The sequence below is a fragment of the Streptococcus sp. genome (genome assembly GCF_032481935.1).
GTDB lineage: Bacteria > Bacillota > Bacilli > Lactobacillales > Streptococcaceae > Streptococcus.
This window is the reverse complement of the sequence record NZ_JAWERU010000010.1, coordinates 52,690-68,689: the sequence shown is the minus strand read 5'-3', so window position 1 is coordinate 68,689 and position 16,000 is coordinate 52,690. Positions and strand designations below refer to the sequence as shown.

14 protein-coding genes and 2 pseudogenes are annotated in these 16,000 nt (G+C 40.7%); 7 read left to right on the top strand and 9 right to left on the bottom strand.

Features of this window, described 5'->3' with window-relative positions; translation table 11 throughout:
• The 3 genes from E7C97_RS03030 to E7C97_RS03020 are packed head-to-tail and all read left to right on the top strand — an operon-like array spanning position 1 to position 2,435.
• Positions 1-738: an ABC transporter permease gene (locus tag E7C97_RS03030; RefSeq protein ID WP_316108097.1), complete on the top strand. Its 738-nt coding sequence runs from the start codon at positions 1-3 to the stop codon at positions 736-738.
• Entirely contained in the window at positions 738-1,835 is a 1,098-nt protein-coding gene (locus tag E7C97_RS03025; protein WP_316108096.1) for a sensor histidine kinase, read from the top strand. The genes E7C97_RS03030 and E7C97_RS03025 overlap by 1 nt, the downstream gene beginning before the upstream one ends.
• The gene (locus tag E7C97_RS03020; RefSeq protein WP_000866708.1) at positions 1,836-2,435 is read left to right on the top strand and encodes a response regulator transcription factor; all 600 of its coding nucleotides are present in this window, start codon (positions 1,836-1,838) and stop codon (positions 2,433-2,435) included.
• Between the two features lie 147 nt (positions 2,436-2,582).
• On the opposite strand, the pseudogene E7C97_RS03015 reads toward E7C97_RS03020, so the two are convergent.
• From E7C97_RS03015 to E7C97_RS02975, 9 genes and pseudogenes are all read right to left on the bottom strand, one after another.
• Positions 2,583-3,377, bottom strand: a pseudogene (locus tag E7C97_RS03015) (Fic family protein).
• A 142-nt stretch (positions 3,378-3,519) separates the two neighbouring features.
• Positions 3,520-3,669, bottom strand: a pseudogene (locus E7C97_RS03010) (DNA cytosine methyltransferase); the annotation flags it as partial.
• Positions 3,670-3,763: 94 nt separating this feature from the next.
• Positions 3,764-4,330 (bottom strand): hypothetical protein, encoded by a 567-nt coding sequence (locus E7C97_RS03005; protein ID WP_316108095.1) that lies wholly within the window; start codon positions 4,328-4,330, stop codon positions 3,764-3,766.
• Complete coding sequence (locus E7C97_RS03000) at positions 4,320-5,651, bottom strand: AAA family ATPase (protein ID WP_316108094.1); 1,332 nt, start codon at positions 5,649-5,651, stop codon at positions 4,320-4,322. The genes E7C97_RS03005 and E7C97_RS03000 overlap by 11 nt, the downstream gene beginning before the upstream one ends.
• Before the next feature lie 106 nt (positions 5,652-5,757).
• On the bottom strand, positions 5,758-8,409 hold the full coding sequence (locus E7C97_RS02995; protein ID WP_316108093.1) for a valine--tRNA ligase: 2,652 nt from the start codon (positions 8,407-8,409) through the stop codon (positions 5,758-5,760).
• Complete coding sequence (locus E7C97_RS02990; protein ID WP_316108092.1) at positions 8,402-8,980, bottom strand: AAA family ATPase; 579 nt, start codon at positions 8,978-8,980, stop codon at positions 8,402-8,404. The genes E7C97_RS02995 and E7C97_RS02990 overlap by 8 nt, the downstream gene beginning before the upstream one ends.
• On the bottom strand, positions 8,980-9,540 hold the full coding sequence (locus E7C97_RS02985; RefSeq protein WP_316108091.1) for a GNAT family protein: 561 nt from the start codon (positions 9,538-9,540) through the stop codon (positions 8,980-8,982). The genes E7C97_RS02990 and E7C97_RS02985 overlap by 1 nt, the downstream gene beginning before the upstream one ends.
• On the bottom strand, positions 9,527-10,105 hold the full coding sequence (locus E7C97_RS02980; protein ID WP_316108090.1) for a flavin reductase family protein: 579 nt from the start codon (positions 10,103-10,105) through the stop codon (positions 9,527-9,529). Before E7C97_RS02980 ends, E7C97_RS02985 begins: the two co-directional genes overlap by 14 nt.
• Positions 10,106-10,475: 370 nt before the next feature.
• Positions 10,476-10,871 (bottom strand): helix-hairpin-helix domain-containing protein, encoded by a 396-nt coding sequence (locus E7C97_RS02975; protein ID WP_316108089.1) that lies wholly within the window; start codon positions 10,869-10,871, stop codon positions 10,476-10,478.
• Between the two features lie 215 nt (positions 10,872-11,086).
• Here E7C97_RS02975 and E7C97_RS02970 point away from each other — a divergent pair, with 215 nt between their 5' ends.
• From E7C97_RS02970 to E7C97_RS02955, 4 genes are read left to right on the top strand one after another with little or no spacing between them, the layout of a single operon-like run.
• Positions 11,087-11,839, top strand: coding sequence for an isoprenyl transferase (locus E7C97_RS02970; RefSeq protein ID WP_223338415.1), 753 nt, complete (start codon positions 11,087-11,089; stop codon positions 11,837-11,839).
• 8 nt (positions 11,840-11,847) lie between these two features.
• Positions 11,848-12,651 carry a phosphatidate cytidylyltransferase gene (locus E7C97_RS02965; protein WP_223140452.1) on the top strand — a complete coding sequence of 268 codons (804 nt, stop codon included), beginning with the start codon at positions 11,848-11,850 and terminating at the stop codon, positions 12,649-12,651.
• A 21-nt stretch (positions 12,652-12,672) separates the two neighbouring features.
• Positions 12,673-13,929, top strand: a complete 1,257-nt coding sequence (gene rseP / locus E7C97_RS02960; RefSeq protein ID WP_316108088.1) for an RIP metalloprotease RseP — start codon at positions 12,673-12,675, stop codon at positions 13,927-13,929.
• Between the two features lie 17 nt (positions 13,930-13,946).
• Positions 13,947-15,800: a proline--tRNA ligase gene (locus E7C97_RS02955; protein WP_316108087.1), complete on the top strand. Its 1,854-nt coding sequence runs from the start codon at positions 13,947-13,949 to the stop codon at positions 15,798-15,800.
• Positions 15,801-16,000 lie beyond the last annotated feature (200 nt).

The following is a 16,000-nucleotide window of genomic DNA, read 5'->3' as shown; positions in this document are numbered from 1 at the left end:
ATGAAACGATGGATCGCACTAAACAAGATAGAATTTCTATTGACCAAACGACAATTAGTCTATTATCTGTTATCCGTAGGGATGCCGACAGCATTCTATTTATTCTTTTCAGGCATGTACCAGGACACACCTGGTGGACCAGCTAATTTTATGCGCGACTACCTCATCTCCATGACGGCCTTCTCCATGATGTCGACAGCTATCTTTTCATTCCCAGTTGTTTTACATACCGACAAGATCAACAACTGGCAGAAAATATTACGTCATAGCCCTGTAAATATGGTAGAATATTATCTATCAAAGATAACAAGTATGATGGTTGATTATTTGGTCTCAATTCTGGTTGTTTTCTCAGTTGGGCATTTTGTAAGAGGTGTGGATATGTCTCTTGGAAACTGGATTGGGGCTGCGTTCTTGCTGATAGTAGGAAGTGTTGCCTTTGTAGCACTTGGCTTAACCCTGACTCTCTTACCGTCCAGTCAGCTGATGTCTGTCGTGGGCAATCTTCTTTACTTTGGCTTGGCTGTTTTAGGCGGACTCTGGATGCCTGTCTCTTTATTTCCAGACTGGATGCAAGCAATCGGGAAGCGACTACCAAGCTATCAGTTAATGGAGTTGCTCAAGACCTTCTTAAACGAGGGTGGCATCAATTTATCAGCCACAGTTTATCTACTTGTTTTTTCAGCAGTTTTGTTTGGTTTGACCATTTACCTTCAAGGTCATAAGGAGAATGCTTAATGCTTGAAAGACTAAAAAGCATACATTATATGTTTTGGGTCAGTTTAATTTTTATGATTTTCCCCATCCTACCTGTAGTGACTGGGTGGCTTTCTGCCTGGCATTTATTGATTGATATTCTATTTGTAGTTGCGTATTTGGGTATTTTAACAACTAAGAGCCAGCGCCTATCTTGGCTTTTCTGGGGGATCATGCTGACTTATGTAGTTGGGAATACTGCCTTTGTTACTGTTAATTATATCTGGTTTTTCTTTTTCCTATCCAATCTCTTAAGTTATCATTTCAGCGTAAGTGGTTTAAAATCTTTACATGTCTGGACTTTTCTTCTTGCTCAAGTCCTTGTTGTGGGCCAACTGTTGATTTTTCAGAAAATCGAAGTTGAGTTTCTATTCTATTTACTTGTAATTCTTGCTTTTGTCGATTTAATGACTTTTGGCTTGATTCGGATTCGGATTGTGGAGGATTTGAAAGAAGCTCAGGCCAAGCAAAATGCCCAGATAAATCTATTGCTTGCTGAAAATGAACGTAGTCGTATCGGTCAGGACTTGCATGATAGCTTGGGACATACCTTTGCTATGCTCAGTGTCAAGACAGATTTGGCCTTGCAGTTATTTCAGATGGAGGCTTATCCACAGCTGGAAAAGGAATTAAAAGAAATTCACCAGATCAGCAAGGATTCTATGAATGAAGTGCGAACCATTGTGGAAAATCTGAAATCACGGACCCTAGCTTCAGAACTTGAGACTGTTAAGAAGATGCTAGAGATTGCTGGGATTGAAGTTGAGGTTGACAATCAGTTGGACAAGGCTAGTTTAACCCAGGATGTAGAGTCGACGGCTGCTATGATTTTGTTAGAATTTGCGACCAATATCATCAAACATGCCAGCGCTGAAAAAGCCTATCTAAAACTGGAACGTACAGATCAGGAATTGCTATTGACGGTCAGAGATGACGGGAAAGGTTTTGCAACTGTAAAAGGAAATGAACTCCATACAGTCCGTGACCGTGCCACAGCCTTTTCAGGTCAAGTAGAGCTGGTCAGCTTGAAACATCCAACAGAGGTGCGCGTGCATCTGCCTTATAAGGAGAGAAAGTAGATGAAAGTATTAGTCGCAGAAGATCAAAGTATGCTTAGAGACGCCATGTGCCAGCTCTTAAGTTTTCAACCAGATGTGGAGACTGTCTTGCAGGCAAAAAATGGAGCCGAGGCTATCGAGGTTTTGGAGAAAGAAGCAGTAGATATTGCCATCCTTGACGTCGAAATGCCAGTCAAGACAGGACTCGAAGCACTTGAGTGGATCAAACAAGAAGTGCCTGAAACCAAGGTGGTTATCGTTACGACCTTTAAACGCCCAGGTTATTTTGAACGAGCTGTCAAAGCAGGAGTCGATGCCTATGTCTTGAAAGAACGGAGCATCGCTGAGCTCATGCAAACCCTACATACGGTGTTAGAGGGGCGCAAGGAATATTCTCCAGAGCTGATGGAAGTCATGATGACCCATCCCAATCCCTTGACCGAGCAGGAAGTAGCTGTTTTGCATGGAGTAGCCCAAGGTCTCTCCAACCAAGAAATTGCAGATAAGCTCTACCTCTCAAACGGCACCGTCCGTAATTATATGACCAATATCCTCTCCAAACTAGGTGCCAGCAACCGAACCGAAGCAGCCAAAACTGCCGAGGAAGAAGGATGGTTGTGAGGGGGAGAAAGAAAGTAAAAAGAGGATGGGTAAAAAGTCTTTAAAATCAAAAAACGCATAATATCAGGTATTGAAAAAACGTGATACTATGCGTTTTATTGTGGAAAGATTTATTTCATTTTCTCCTGAAATTTAGCATCAGGATTTTTAAAGATCGAGGTCTAGATACATCTTTTCTGAAGACAGATCGTTTTGACCACCGAGCAAGAGATTTTCAAAAAAAGCTGTTAAAAACTCAGGACGTCGCTGTAAAATCTTTGCATTATCTAATACCAAGGCATCACGAAAATACTTGGCATGTTGCTGAAGTGGTGTATTATCAATATCAAAACCAAACTCACGAAGATACTGAATTAAAAAAACCGTTACCGTCCTAGTGTTTCCTTTACGAAATGGATGAATCTGCCAGATTCCTGAAATAAAATGCTGGATTTTTTAAACCATATCCGCCTGGGTTAGTGTTGCATATGCAACTTGTCTTTCCTGATTAAAATCATAATCAAAGGTCATTTGAATCATAGAGTAATCAGAGTACACAACACTTTCACCATTCAAAACAGGTTCACTCTTTGTGATATTGGTTTGACGAAATTGCCCCACCGGAATCGAGGTTTCAAACATATCTTGAAACAACTCCTTATGAATAGCAAGTAAGGTCGCAGGACTGAAGCTAAAGCCTCTTCGAGACAATAGTTCTACAATACGTAGAGAAACCAAGTCTGCCTCCTCCGTACTTGCATCAATGGTATGATGATAAGCCGTTGCATCTTCATAAACCTGCTCGTAAGTCAGTTCACCCCGGGCCTGCTTCTCAGCCAAAGATTCCATATAAGCTGATGGCACTAGATTATCAACTTTCTGCAGACCAAAACCTATGCGCCATAAATCACGCTTAGCTTCATAAGACAAGTTTGGATTGTCAATGTTGTAAGTTGGTTGCATAGAAAGGTCCTTTCAATTGTTTTTCTGTGTCATCGGTAAATGGTGAAATGGGTATGGAATTGGCGTAAATTATAAAAATCCTTCACAATAAGTTCTATGAGGAGAAATAATGAAAGAGTTATATTCAAGATCCCATGCACTCATCAAAAATGTCCGTTGGATGAATGGTTTGATTAAACGAATAAATCTTGCGCACATACTTATAAAATTCATTGGCATACACCACTCTGAACTCGTTGGTCTGTTCAAATCCCAACTCAATTCCCCTAACACCTGAGAAGAAAGCTGCAATGTTGTACTTCTCAGGTCGGTTCGAACTTAGAGGATTTGTTAGGTGGTGAGCTGCTTTTTAAAAGATAAAGCTATAAAATTTCAATATTTAAATTCTAACTGACTAAATTATTCTGTTCTATAAATTCTATAAATTCTTTAGGGCTATATTTAAAAGATTCAATTCCATAAAAATCTTCTAAAATCCTAAAATTTTCAACTTTATAAGGTGATTTACCACTTCTTTTTGCCTGATGTTTTCTAATATTTTCCAAATATTGTTTACTTTTTCGTGATTTAACTACAGTAACTGTCACTATTCTTTTATAATCATCTTTTTGTAAATTATAAAAATTTTCTAGTGTGAACAAACTCGATAATATTTTACCTTTAATGTCGGCATATGGAATAGTTTTGGAATTCTTAAACTCTATTAAATATAATTTACTTTCTCTATCTTCAGGAATAAGAGGTAAAATTGTATCTACAGATTGCATTTTTTCATAACCATGTCTCTTAAAAATAGTTTCTGAAATTTTATCAAAATTATAACAAGTATATTCAGAGTTCACCAAATAAACGTCAGAATAAGGATCATATGAGCATATTTTGATATCACTAAGACATTCAGAAAATCTATTATTAAAATCATGTAATATTTCGGGAATTATTTTACTCACCATCAAAATCCTCCGCCAACTCTTCAAGGAGATTTAAAGGAACATACATTTGTTCATAAATTTTATCAATCGAGTCGGTAACATCTTCAATACCATCCTTAGCAAGATAATACTTAACAGAATTATTTATACCATTTTTCTTGCTAAATATATCAATTGCTTCAACTAGATAAGGACTGTGAGAATTAATCAAAACGTGTAGAGCAAATTCTCTCTGTAGTAATACTATTATTTCAGCAAATTTCAATTGCCATTCTGGATGTAAATGTACTTCTGGTTCATCTAAAATGAGTGTTCCATTTTCTCTAATTACACCATTTTCTATAAGAGATTTAATTAAATAGAATGTTTTCATACCCGAAGAATAATTAATTATATTAAGTTTTTTTTCATCTTCTTCGTCTTCTGAACTATTAACAATATCAGTATTCAATGTATCGTTAATTTTATTAAACACCGAATTTAGTCTATCAGTTGTCTTAGCTCGCAATGTGTAAGTGTCATTTCTTTCATCTTCAAGTTGTTCTATTAAATGGGTATTATGATCTAATGAATCAAATTTATTAAAAAATTTTTTGAAAAATTTATTTGATAAAAGTTTATTTGAAAATTTATTATCAACTATAGCAGCAGCATCATCTATATATACTACATCTGTTCTAAAATTGATTAATTTGTCTGCGGTAGCTTTATTTTGATTAATTTTAACATTTATCTGTTCATTTTTTATTTTTAAAGAAATGATTCCTGTTAATGGATTGTATATATTATTTATTTGATTATGAAATTCATCAGTTAAATGATCAGTTAAAATTTGGTTAAAAATAGATTGGTCTGACTGAGAAAGAATTTCTTTTACGTTTTCAGAGATAACGTTTAAATCCATATCCTCAACATTTAATACAAAGTACTTTGAATTACGTTTGTTGAATTCATTAATTGAATCAATGATGATCTCCTTAATAGATTCATCATTATGTTCACTATAATTTTGTCCAAAGATTATAACTAAATTTTCTGAAATGATTTTTATCAGTTCTGTATAAAAAGGACTAGAATTGATTCTTCTAAATATCCCTATTTCGGAAGATTTTTTACGATTTATCTCAATATCAGAGAAATAGCCTTCCAAATAATCATTAATTGCCCTCATCCGGTCGTTAGAAATTTTATTTATCAAATCATAATTGGCACTAAATATTGAAAATAAAGAACGACTTATTGTACTTTTTCCTGTGCCATTTTGACCTGCAATAACTGAAATTCCATTTATTTCAATTTCTGCATGTTTTACATTACCTATATTATCTAATGTTAGTTTCATATATATTCTCCTTTCACTATGGAGCCAATACTGTCAGTTTAACATAAACTATACAAAAAAGCTGGTGTGAAGTACAAATCATCTTCCAAGTATATTTCACTTCACACTATTTCACCAACTTCTTCATCTCATCAATACGTGCGACGGTCGCATCGTATTTGGCTTTGTAGTCGGCTTGTTTGTCGCGTTCTTTTTGGACGACTTCTGGCTTGGCATTGGCTACGAAGCGTTCGTTAGAGAGCTTCTTGCCGACCATGTCCAGTTCTTTTTGCCATTTAGCCAGTTCCTTGTCGAGACGAGCCAGTTCTTCTTCGACATTGAGGAGGTCTGCCAGTGGCAAGTAGATTTCTGCTCCTGTGATGACGCTTGACATTGCGAGTTCAGGTGCAGGGATGTTTGATGCGATTTCCAAGTGCTCTGGATTTGTGAAGCGTTTGATGTAGTTAACATTGCTGTTAAAGAAGGCTTCCAAGTCGCTATCGCTTGTCTTAACAAGGATGGTGATAGGCTTGCTTGGTGCAACGTTTACTTCCGCACGCGCATTACGAACGGCACGGATCAAGTCTTTGAGGCTTTCGACACCAGTGTGGGCAACAAGGTCTTCAAAGGCTGGATTAACAGTTGGGTATTCTGCTATAACGATAGAACCTTCTGAGATTTGTCCAAAGATTTCCTCTGTCACAAACGGCATGATTGGGTGAAGGAGACGAAGGATCTTGTCCAAAGTGTAAAGGAGAACAGAACGTGTGATGACTTTCTCTTCTTCGTTGTCGCTATAAAGGACTTCCTTGGTCAACTCAACGTACCAGTCCGCGAACTCGTCCCAGATGAAGTTGTAGAGGATGTGTCCAGCAACACCAAACTCAAACTTGTCAAAGTTTTCAGTGACTTTTCCGATGGTTTCATTGAGGTTGTGGAGGATCCAACGGTCAGTGACATTTCCAGCTTCCTTATTAACCACTTTTTCGACATTGGCAGTTGCTTGCTCAAGAGTCAAGCCTTCATTGTTCATGAGGATGTAGCGAGAGATGTTCCAGATCTTGTTAATGAAGTTCCAAGATGCATCCATTTTCTCATAAGAGAAGCGGACGTCTTGACCTGGTGCAGAACCGTTTGAAAGGAACCAACGAAGGGCATCGGCACCGTATTTTTCAATAACATCCATTGGGTCAATACCGTTTCCGAGAGATTTAGACATCTTGCGTCCTTGCTCATCACGAATGAGACCGTGGATAAGAACGTTTTGGAATGGTTGACGGCCAGTGAATTCCAATGATTGGAAGATCATACGAGACACCCAGAAGAAGATGATATCGTAACCTGTTACCAAGGTTGAAGTTGGGAAGTAACGTTTGAAGTCTTCTGAGTCAACATCAGGCCAGCCCATTGTTGAGAATGGCCAAAGTGCAGAACTGAACCACGTATCCAAGACGTCTTCGTCTTGAGTCCATCCGTCACCTTCTGGAGCTTCTTCGCCGACATACATTTCACCCTCAGCATTGTACCAAGCAGGGATTTGGTGCCCCCACCAGAGCTGACGAGAGATTACCCAGTCGTGGACATTTTCCATCCATTGGAGGAAGGTATCGTTGAAACGAGGTGGATAGAATTCTACCTTGTCCTCTGTGTCTTGGTTGGCAATAGCATTTTTAGCCAATTGGTCCATCTTGACGAACCACTGTGTAGACAAGCGTGGTTCAACCACTACACCTGTACGTTCTGAGTGACCAACACTGTGGACACGTTTTTCGATTTTAACGAGAGCACCGATTTCTTCCAACTTAGCAACGACTGCCTTACGAGCTTCAAAACGGTCCATGCCTGCAAATTCAAAGGCCAAGTCATTCATCGTTCCGTCATCGTTCATAACATTGACTTGTGGCAAGTTGTGACGTTGACCAACCAAGAAGTCGTTTGGATCGTGAGCAGGAGTAATTTTTACGACACCTGTACCAAACTCAGGATCTGCGTGTTCGTCCCCAACGATTGGAATCAATTTATTAGCGATTGGAAGGATGACATTTTTACCGATCAAGTCCTTGTAGCGTGGGTCTTCTGGATTGACCGCAACAGCAACGTCCCCAAACATGGTCTCAGGACGAGTTGTCGCAACCTCAAGAGCGCGTGAACCATCTTCCAGCATGTAGTTCATGTGGTAGAAGGCACCTTCGACATCCTTGTGGATCACCTCGATATCCGACAAAGCTGTGCGAGCTGCTGGGTCCCAGTTGATGATAAACTCACCACGGTAGATCCAGCCTTTCTTGTAAAGATCCACAAAGACCTTGCGAACAGCTTTTGACAAACCTTCGTCAAGGGTGAAACGCTCACGAGAGTAGTCTACAGAGAGCCCCATCTTGCCCCATTGTTCCTTGATGGTCGTCGCATATTCGTCTTTCCATTCCCAGACTTTCTCTAGGAATTTCTCACGACCAAGGTCATAACGGCTAATGCCCTCGCCACGCAAGCGCTCCTCAACCTTAGCTTGAGTGGCAATCCCAGCATGGTCCATTCCAGGAAGCCAAAGCGTATCAAAGCCTTGCATGCGTTTTTGACGGATGATGATATCTTGCAAAGTCGTATCCCAAGCGTGACCAAGGTGGAGTTTCCCAGTTACGTTTGGTGGTGGAATGACGATTGAATAAGGCTTAGCCTTTTGATCTCCTGAAGGCTTGAAAACATCCGCATCAAGCCATTTTTGATAACGACCAGCCTCAACCTCGGCTGGATTGTATTTAGGTGAAAGTTCTTTAGACATGTGTTTGTCCTTTCTCTATTGTATTCATTTTATCTTGAATCTGCTTAGCAGCTTCTTCTGCAGACAGATTCGTATTATTTATTTTAAGGTAGTGGTGCAACTCATTCGGTTGATGTTGGGAATTTAATTGAAGTGTTTCAGCGGTCTCTAAAATTTCTCTTTCAGATATCTCAATATGCCGTTTCAAGGGCTTGTGCTTCAACCGGTTCTCCGTCCGATTGCGACGTAAGCGCTCCTCAAGAGACGTTTCTAATTCAACAAAGAGAATCTCTTGATGATACTCATTTAATAAATCTTGAATATTCTTCAAATACATCAGACGATATTGATTTGAAAAGTCAATTACATCTGTTAAAATCACCGACCGATGATTCCTGGCGCTTGTTCCAAGAAAAGAAAAGTTAACGCTACGAACAAATTCCCACATTTCTTCCGTAAAATCCTGATAGATTTCGAGTGCGAAATCAATTGGTTGATGGTTGAAAAAGAGAGTCGCACCGGTGAGTTTCAAAAGTTCCTGACCAATGGTCATTTTCCCTGAGGCTGGAGCTCCAATGATGAAAACATGCATCAATCCGCCTCCCACTCACTTCTCAGCAAACCGTATCTCAAATCATCACAACGATTACCTTGAGCATCTTTGCGGTCTCTTATGCGAGCTTCAAGGGTGAAACCAAGCTTCTCAGCAACTCGTTGACTTTGAAGGTTGTAACCAAAGCAAGACAATTCAATCTTGTGAAGACCCAATTCTTTAAAAGCTAGGTCAATCAAGGCACGCGCCGCTTCAGGAACATAACCGCGCCCCCAATAATCTGGGTGCAAGGTATAGCCAATCTCTAGCACATCATCTTCGTGGCGACGGGGGAAATCGACAGAACCAATGATTGTATCGGTTCCTTTAACGATAATTCCGTAGCCTGCTGGAAGATTTTCCTTTTGATTGCGCTCGGGAAGGATATGCTCTAGGTAATAGATCTCGTCTTCCAAGCTCTTGACGGGTGGAAAACCTGCTGGGTAAGAAACTTCTGGACGACTAGCATAGTCAAAGATATCCTCTACATCCGCCACTGTTCGGACTCGCAAGACCAGACGCTCGGTCTCTATTGTTTCTGGCAGTTCAGCTCTGGTCATTCTTCTTCCTCGCATTCTTAATGAAGCTCCCCATAGGATCGACTCGGTCATTTAGATAACGATAAACGCGCTGGTGGCCGTCCCCCATAAAGTAAGTAGGCGCAAAGTGGTCATTTTTAAAATGGCCCTTGTCATCTAAGAGCTCTTGGCCAGCCAGTCGCTCGAGAATTTTGGCAAAGATATGACAGATGCCATCTTCCTCGATAATCCGATCAACCTGGCAATCCAAAACGACTGGACAGGCCTCCAAAATCGGAGCCTGAGTTCGTTCAGAAATCTCGTAGTCAAGCCCTAGGTGTTTCAATTTCTCCCGATGGCTGATAAAGCCAGCCTGCTCCATCTGGATCATGAGGTTTTCGTCAGGGATGTTGACAGTGAACTGTTGGTAATGCTTAATCTGGTCAGCTGCATTTTCCTCAGCACCAACACCTATGACCAACCAATCTCCCAGACTATAAGAGGAACTGCAGGTCGTGATATTGTGCCCAAAGTTCTGGTCCTGATAGCCCAAAATGAAGATAGGAAAACCATAGTAGAGCTTACTGGTGTTAAAAGATTGTTTCATGGCAACCTCCTTTGACTAGGGGTCTAAAATAAAAATCGTCCCTGCCATCAATCTGACAGGGACGAATGTGTTAATCCGCGGTACCACCCAATTTCGGGCAGATGCCCGCAACTTTAATCTTCTTGTTTCTCTTTTATGACGTCGTTAGCTCGTCTTGCCGTACTTGAGTACAGCCTGCAACTCGCTGTCTAGTCCTAAAAGGAAACAAAAAGATTTATATTTCATTTTTTAATTTCATCCATTAGTAACCAGTTTTGACACATTTGTGGACTTCTCAGCACCGCCACTTTCTGTAAAATGTGGGACTCAAAACACCTCTAATGGCTTTATTTTAACAAGTTTTTGACGGAAAAGCAAGGAACAAGAAAGATTACTTGAACTTAATGCCGTTTTCTTTTAATTTCTTGATGGTAGCTGGACCAATTCCTTTCAAGGCAAGGAGTTCTTTTTCTGTCCAGTTTTTGAAGTCAGCAGCAGACTTGATCCCTTCATCGTAGAAAGTCTTAGCGCGGTCAACTGAAAGTCCACCTAGGTTTGCTGCGAAATCTTCTACAGAAGTAGCAACTTTTTGTGCTTGTTCTTTAGTTGCTTCTACAGTTTTTTCAACCTTTTTAGAGACAGCTTTACCTGCATCGCTTGCTGCTTTTTCAGCATGTTTTACAACTTTTTTTGTTTCTTCGACAACCTTGTTTATAGTGTTTGAAAATGCACCTGAGCGACGGAGGCTGTTTCTCAATTGTTTTTTACGTTGGAGTGTCTTTGACATGATAAAATCCTTTCAATAAAAAATCCCTGTGACTGAACAAGGATCGAATCTCTATGGTTTTATTGTATCAACTTTCTTTAGGAATTGCAAGGCTTGATATACTGGAAATATAGGAGATATATGGGAAATTTCGCCATAGAATGATAGGCGATAATAGAAGAAAAGTGAAAAATATGGTATAATGAAACGATAGATTTTTGAATAGGAATACAATCATGTTTGGATTTTTAAAAAAAGATAAAGCAACAGAAACCCCCACAATGGTGCCAGACCACATCGGTGTGATCATGGATGGGAATGGCCGTTGGGCTAAAAAACGGATGCAGCCACGAGTCTTTGGCCATAAGGCTGGGATGGATGCTTTGAGAAAGGTAGCTATTGCTGCTAGTGATATGGGCGTCAAAGCCTTGACAGTCTATGCCTTTTCAACTGAAAACTGGACTCGTCCAGATCAGGAAGTCAAATTTATTATGAACCTGCCAGTTGAATTCTATGATAAGTTTGTTCCTGAATTGCATCAGAAGAACATGAAGATTCAAATGATTGGGGAGACTGATCGTTTGCCGAAGCAGACTTTTGATGCCTTGAAAAAGGCAGAAGAACTGACTAAGTTAAATACAGGTTTGATTCTCAATTTTGCCCTTAATTATGGTGGACGAGCTGAAATTACACAAGCGGTCAAGTTGATTGCACAGGATGTTTTAGATGCTAAGATCAATCCTGGTGATATCACCGAGGAATTGATTGGGGAATACCTCTTTACGGGTCATTTGCCAAAAGTTTTGCGGGATCCTGATTTGATTATTCGGACCAGCGGTGAACTTCGTTTGAGTAATTTCTTGCCATGGCAGGCTGCTTATAGCGAGCTCTATTTCACGGATGTCTTGTGGCCTGACTTTGATGAGGAAGCCTTGAAAGAAGCTATCATCGAGTACAATCGTCGCAACCGTCGCTTTGGAGGAGTTTAGGAGATATTATGATACAGGATTTACAAAAGAGAACCCTTTTTGCTGTCTTGGCCTTGGCTATCTTTATTCCAATCTTGGCGATTGGTGGCTTATGGCTCCAGATTGCCATGGGGATTGTGGCTATGTTGGGAGTCCATGAGTTGCTTCGTATGAAGGGGTTAAATACCATGACGCCTGAAGGGCTCTTGACTTTACTAGCAACCTTTTTTCTGACTATTCCTTTGGAAAACTACCTGAAGTTTTTGCCCGTGGATGGGAACGTTGTTGCTTATAGTGTCGTGATTCTCATTTTGCTAGGAGCAACAGTTTTTAGCAAGAACTATACCATTGAGGATGCTGTTTTTCCGATTGCCATGAGTTTTTATGTTGGCTTTGGCTTTAATGCTTTAGTCGATGCTCGTATTGCAGGTTTGGATAAGGCACTTTTGGGACTTTGTATGGTCTGGGCAACCGATAGTGGCGCCTATCTAGTAGGAATGAAGTTTGGTAAGAGAAAGCTAGCTCCGAGAGTTTCCCCTAACAAGACCATAGAGGGTGCTATGGGAGGTATCTTGGCTGCTATGCTAGTGACTTTGATCTTTATGCTAGTTGATAGTACTGTCGCTTTACCTTATGGGATTTACAAAATGATGGTCTTTGCTATTTTCTTTAGTATAGCTGGTCAGTTGGGGGATTTGATCGAAAGTGCTATGAAACGTCACTTTGGTGTCAAAGACTCAGGCAAGTTTATCCCTGGTCATGGTGGGGTACTGGATCGTTTTGACTGTATGCTGGCTGTGTTCCCGATTATGCACCTCTTTGGCTTATTTTAAGGAAAGGTAAATAGAAATTAAATGATAGGATTACTAACATTTATCCTAGTTTTCGGGATTATCGTGGTAGTTCACGAGTTCGGGCATTTTTACTTTGCTAAGAAGTCCGGGATTTTAGTTCGTGAATTTGCCATTGGTATGGGGCCCAAAATCTTTGCCCATATCGGAAAAGATGGGACTGCTTATACTATTCGTCTCCTGCCACTGGGTGGTTACGTTCGTATGGCAGGTTGGGGTGAAGATACGACAGAGATTAAGACTGGAACCCCTGCGAGTCTAACATTGGCAGCGGATGGTAAGGTCAAGCGTATCAATCTCTCTGGGAAAAAGGTTGACCAGACTGCTTTACCCATGCAGATTACTCAGTTTGATTTTGATGATAAACTCTTTATTAAAGGCTTGGTCTTAGAAGAGGAAAAGACTTTCTCAGTTGACCATGATGCAACCATTGTGGAAGCTGATGGAACGGAAGTTCGTATCGCTCCATTAGACGTCCAATATCAAAATGCGACTGTCTGGGGCAAATTGATTACCAACTTTGCTGGTCCTATGAATAACTTTATCCTAGGAGTTATCGTCTTCTGGATTTTGATTTTCATGCAAGGTGGCGTTCGTGATACGCAAACGAACAATTTCAGCATTATTCCAGATAGTGCTTTGGCTAAGGTTGGAGTTGAAAATACGGCCCAAATTACTAAGGTCGGAAGTTATGAGATTTCAAACTGGTCAGATCTGATCCAGGCGGTTGATGCAGAAACCAAGGACAAAACAGCGCCCGTTTTGGATGTGACGGTTTCTGAAAATGGAACTGAAAAACAAGTGAGTGTGACACCTGAGGAAAGCCAAGGGCGTTATATCTTGGGTGTCCAGCCGAGACTCAAATCAGATATCTGGTCTATGTTTATGGGCGGATTTACAACTGCAGCTGATTCAGCCTTGCGAATTCTCAATGGTTTGAAAAGCTTGATATTCCAACCAGATTTGAATAAACTAGGTGGTCCCGTTGCTATCTTTAAGGCAAGTAGCGATGCTGCCAAGAACGGACTGGAAAATGTCTTGTACTTCTTGGCTATGATTTCCATCAATATCGGAATTTTCAATCTGATTCCAATCCCTGCGCTCGACGGTGGAAAAATTGTGCTCAATATTATTGAGGCTATTCGCCGCAAACCACTAAAACAAGAAATTGAAACCTATGTCACTCTGGTTGGAGTTGTCATTATGGTCGTTTTGATGCTCGCCGTGACATGGAACGACATCATGCGTACCTTCTTTTAAGAAATAGAGGAGTCATTATGAAACAAAGTAAAATGCTTATCCCAACGCTTCGCGAAATGCCAAGCGATGCTCAAGTTATCAGTCACGCCCTTATGTTGCGTGCTGGTTATGTTCGTCAAGTATCAGCAGGTGTTTACTCATACCTACCACTTGCTAACCGTGTTATCGAAAAAGCCAAGAACATCATGCGTCAAGAATTTGACAAGATTGGTGCTGTTGAAATGTTGGCTCCAGCCCTTCTCAGTGCTGACCTTTGGCGTGAATCCGGTCGTTATGAAACTTACGGTGAGGACTTGTACAAATTGAAAAACCGTGAGAAGTCAGACTTTATCTTGGGGCCAACTCACGAAGAAACCTTCACAGCTATTGTCCGTGATTCTGTCAAGTCTTACAAGCAATTGCCACTGAACTTATACCAAATCCAACCTAAATACCGTGATGAAAAACGTCCACGTAATGGACTTCTCCGTACGCGCGAATTCATCATGAAAGATGGTTATAGCTTCCATGCTAACTATGATAGCTTGGATGTTACCTATGATGAGTATAAGGCAGCTTATGAGCGTATCTTCACTCGTAGTGGTTTGGACTTCAAAGCCATCATCGGTGACGGTGGTGCCATGGGTGGTAAGGATAGCCAAGAATTTATGGCCATCACACCTACTCGTACAGACCTTGACCGTTGGGTGGTGTTAGACAAGTCTGTTGCATCATTTGACGAGATTCCTGCAGAAGTGCAAGAAGAAATCAAGGCAGAATTGCTCAAATGGATGGTTTCTGGTGAAGATACCATTGCCTACTCAAGTGAATCAAGCTATGCAGCTAACTTGGAAATGGCAACCAACGAGTACAAACCAAGCAATCGTGTTGTGACTGAAGTTGAAGTGGCTCGCGTGGAAACACCAGGTGTCAAATCGATTGATGAAGTGGCAACTTTCTTGAATGTCTCTGAAGAGCAAACCATCAAGACCTTGGTTTATATCGCAGATGAAGAGCCAGTTGTGGCTCTACTTGTCGGCAATGACCAACTCAATGAAGTTAAGTTTAAAAACTACCTTGGAGCAGATTTCTTAGAACCTGCAACTGAGGCAGAAGTGAAAGAATTGTTGGGAGCTGACTTTGGTTCTCTTGGCCCAGTAGATCTTCCAGAAAATCTTAAAATCATCGCAGACCGCAAGGTACAAGATAGCCGCAATGCTGTTGTTGGTGCCAATGAAGATGGTTACCACTTGACGGGTGTGAATCCAGGTCGTGACTTCACTGCTGAGTATGTGGATATCCGTGAAGTCCGTGAGGGTGAAATTTCTCCTGATGGACAAGGCGTTCTCAACTTTGCGCGTGGTATTGAAATTGGTCACATCTTTAAACTCGGAACTCGTTACTCAGCAAGTATGGGTGCAGATGTCTTGGATGAAAATGGTCGCGCCGTGCCAATTATCATGGGATGCTATGGTATCGGTGTCAGCCGTCTCCTTTCAGCAGTTATGGAGCAACACGCTCGCCTCTTTGTTAACAAAACGCCTAAAGGGGAATATCGTTACGCTTGGGGAATCAACTTCCCTAAAGAATTGGCACCATTTGATGTGCATTTGATTCCAGTTAATGTCAAGGACGAAGCAAGTCTTGAATTGACTAATCGAATCGAAGAAGCCTTAGTCAACAAAGGCTATGAAGTCTTGACAGATGATCGTAACGAACGTGTCGGTGTTAAATTCAGCGATAGCGACTTGATTGGACTTCCAATCCGTATCACTGTTGGTAAAAAAGCAGCTGACGGGATCGTAGAAGTGAAGATCAAGGCGACAGGAGATACAATCGAAGTTCACACAGATAACTTGCTTGAAACCCTTGAAATCTTAACCAACAAATAAAATCTATAATCAGAAGAAAAACAAGACAAAAATGTAACTAGTTTTTGCCTTGTTTTTTCTGTATAATGAGAGAAAGTAAGACTCAATGAAAATCAAAGAGCAAACTAGGAAACTAGCCGCAGGTTGCTCAAAACATCGTTTTGAGGTTGCAGATGGAAGTTGACGCGGTTTGAATTTGATTTTCGAAGAGTATAAACATT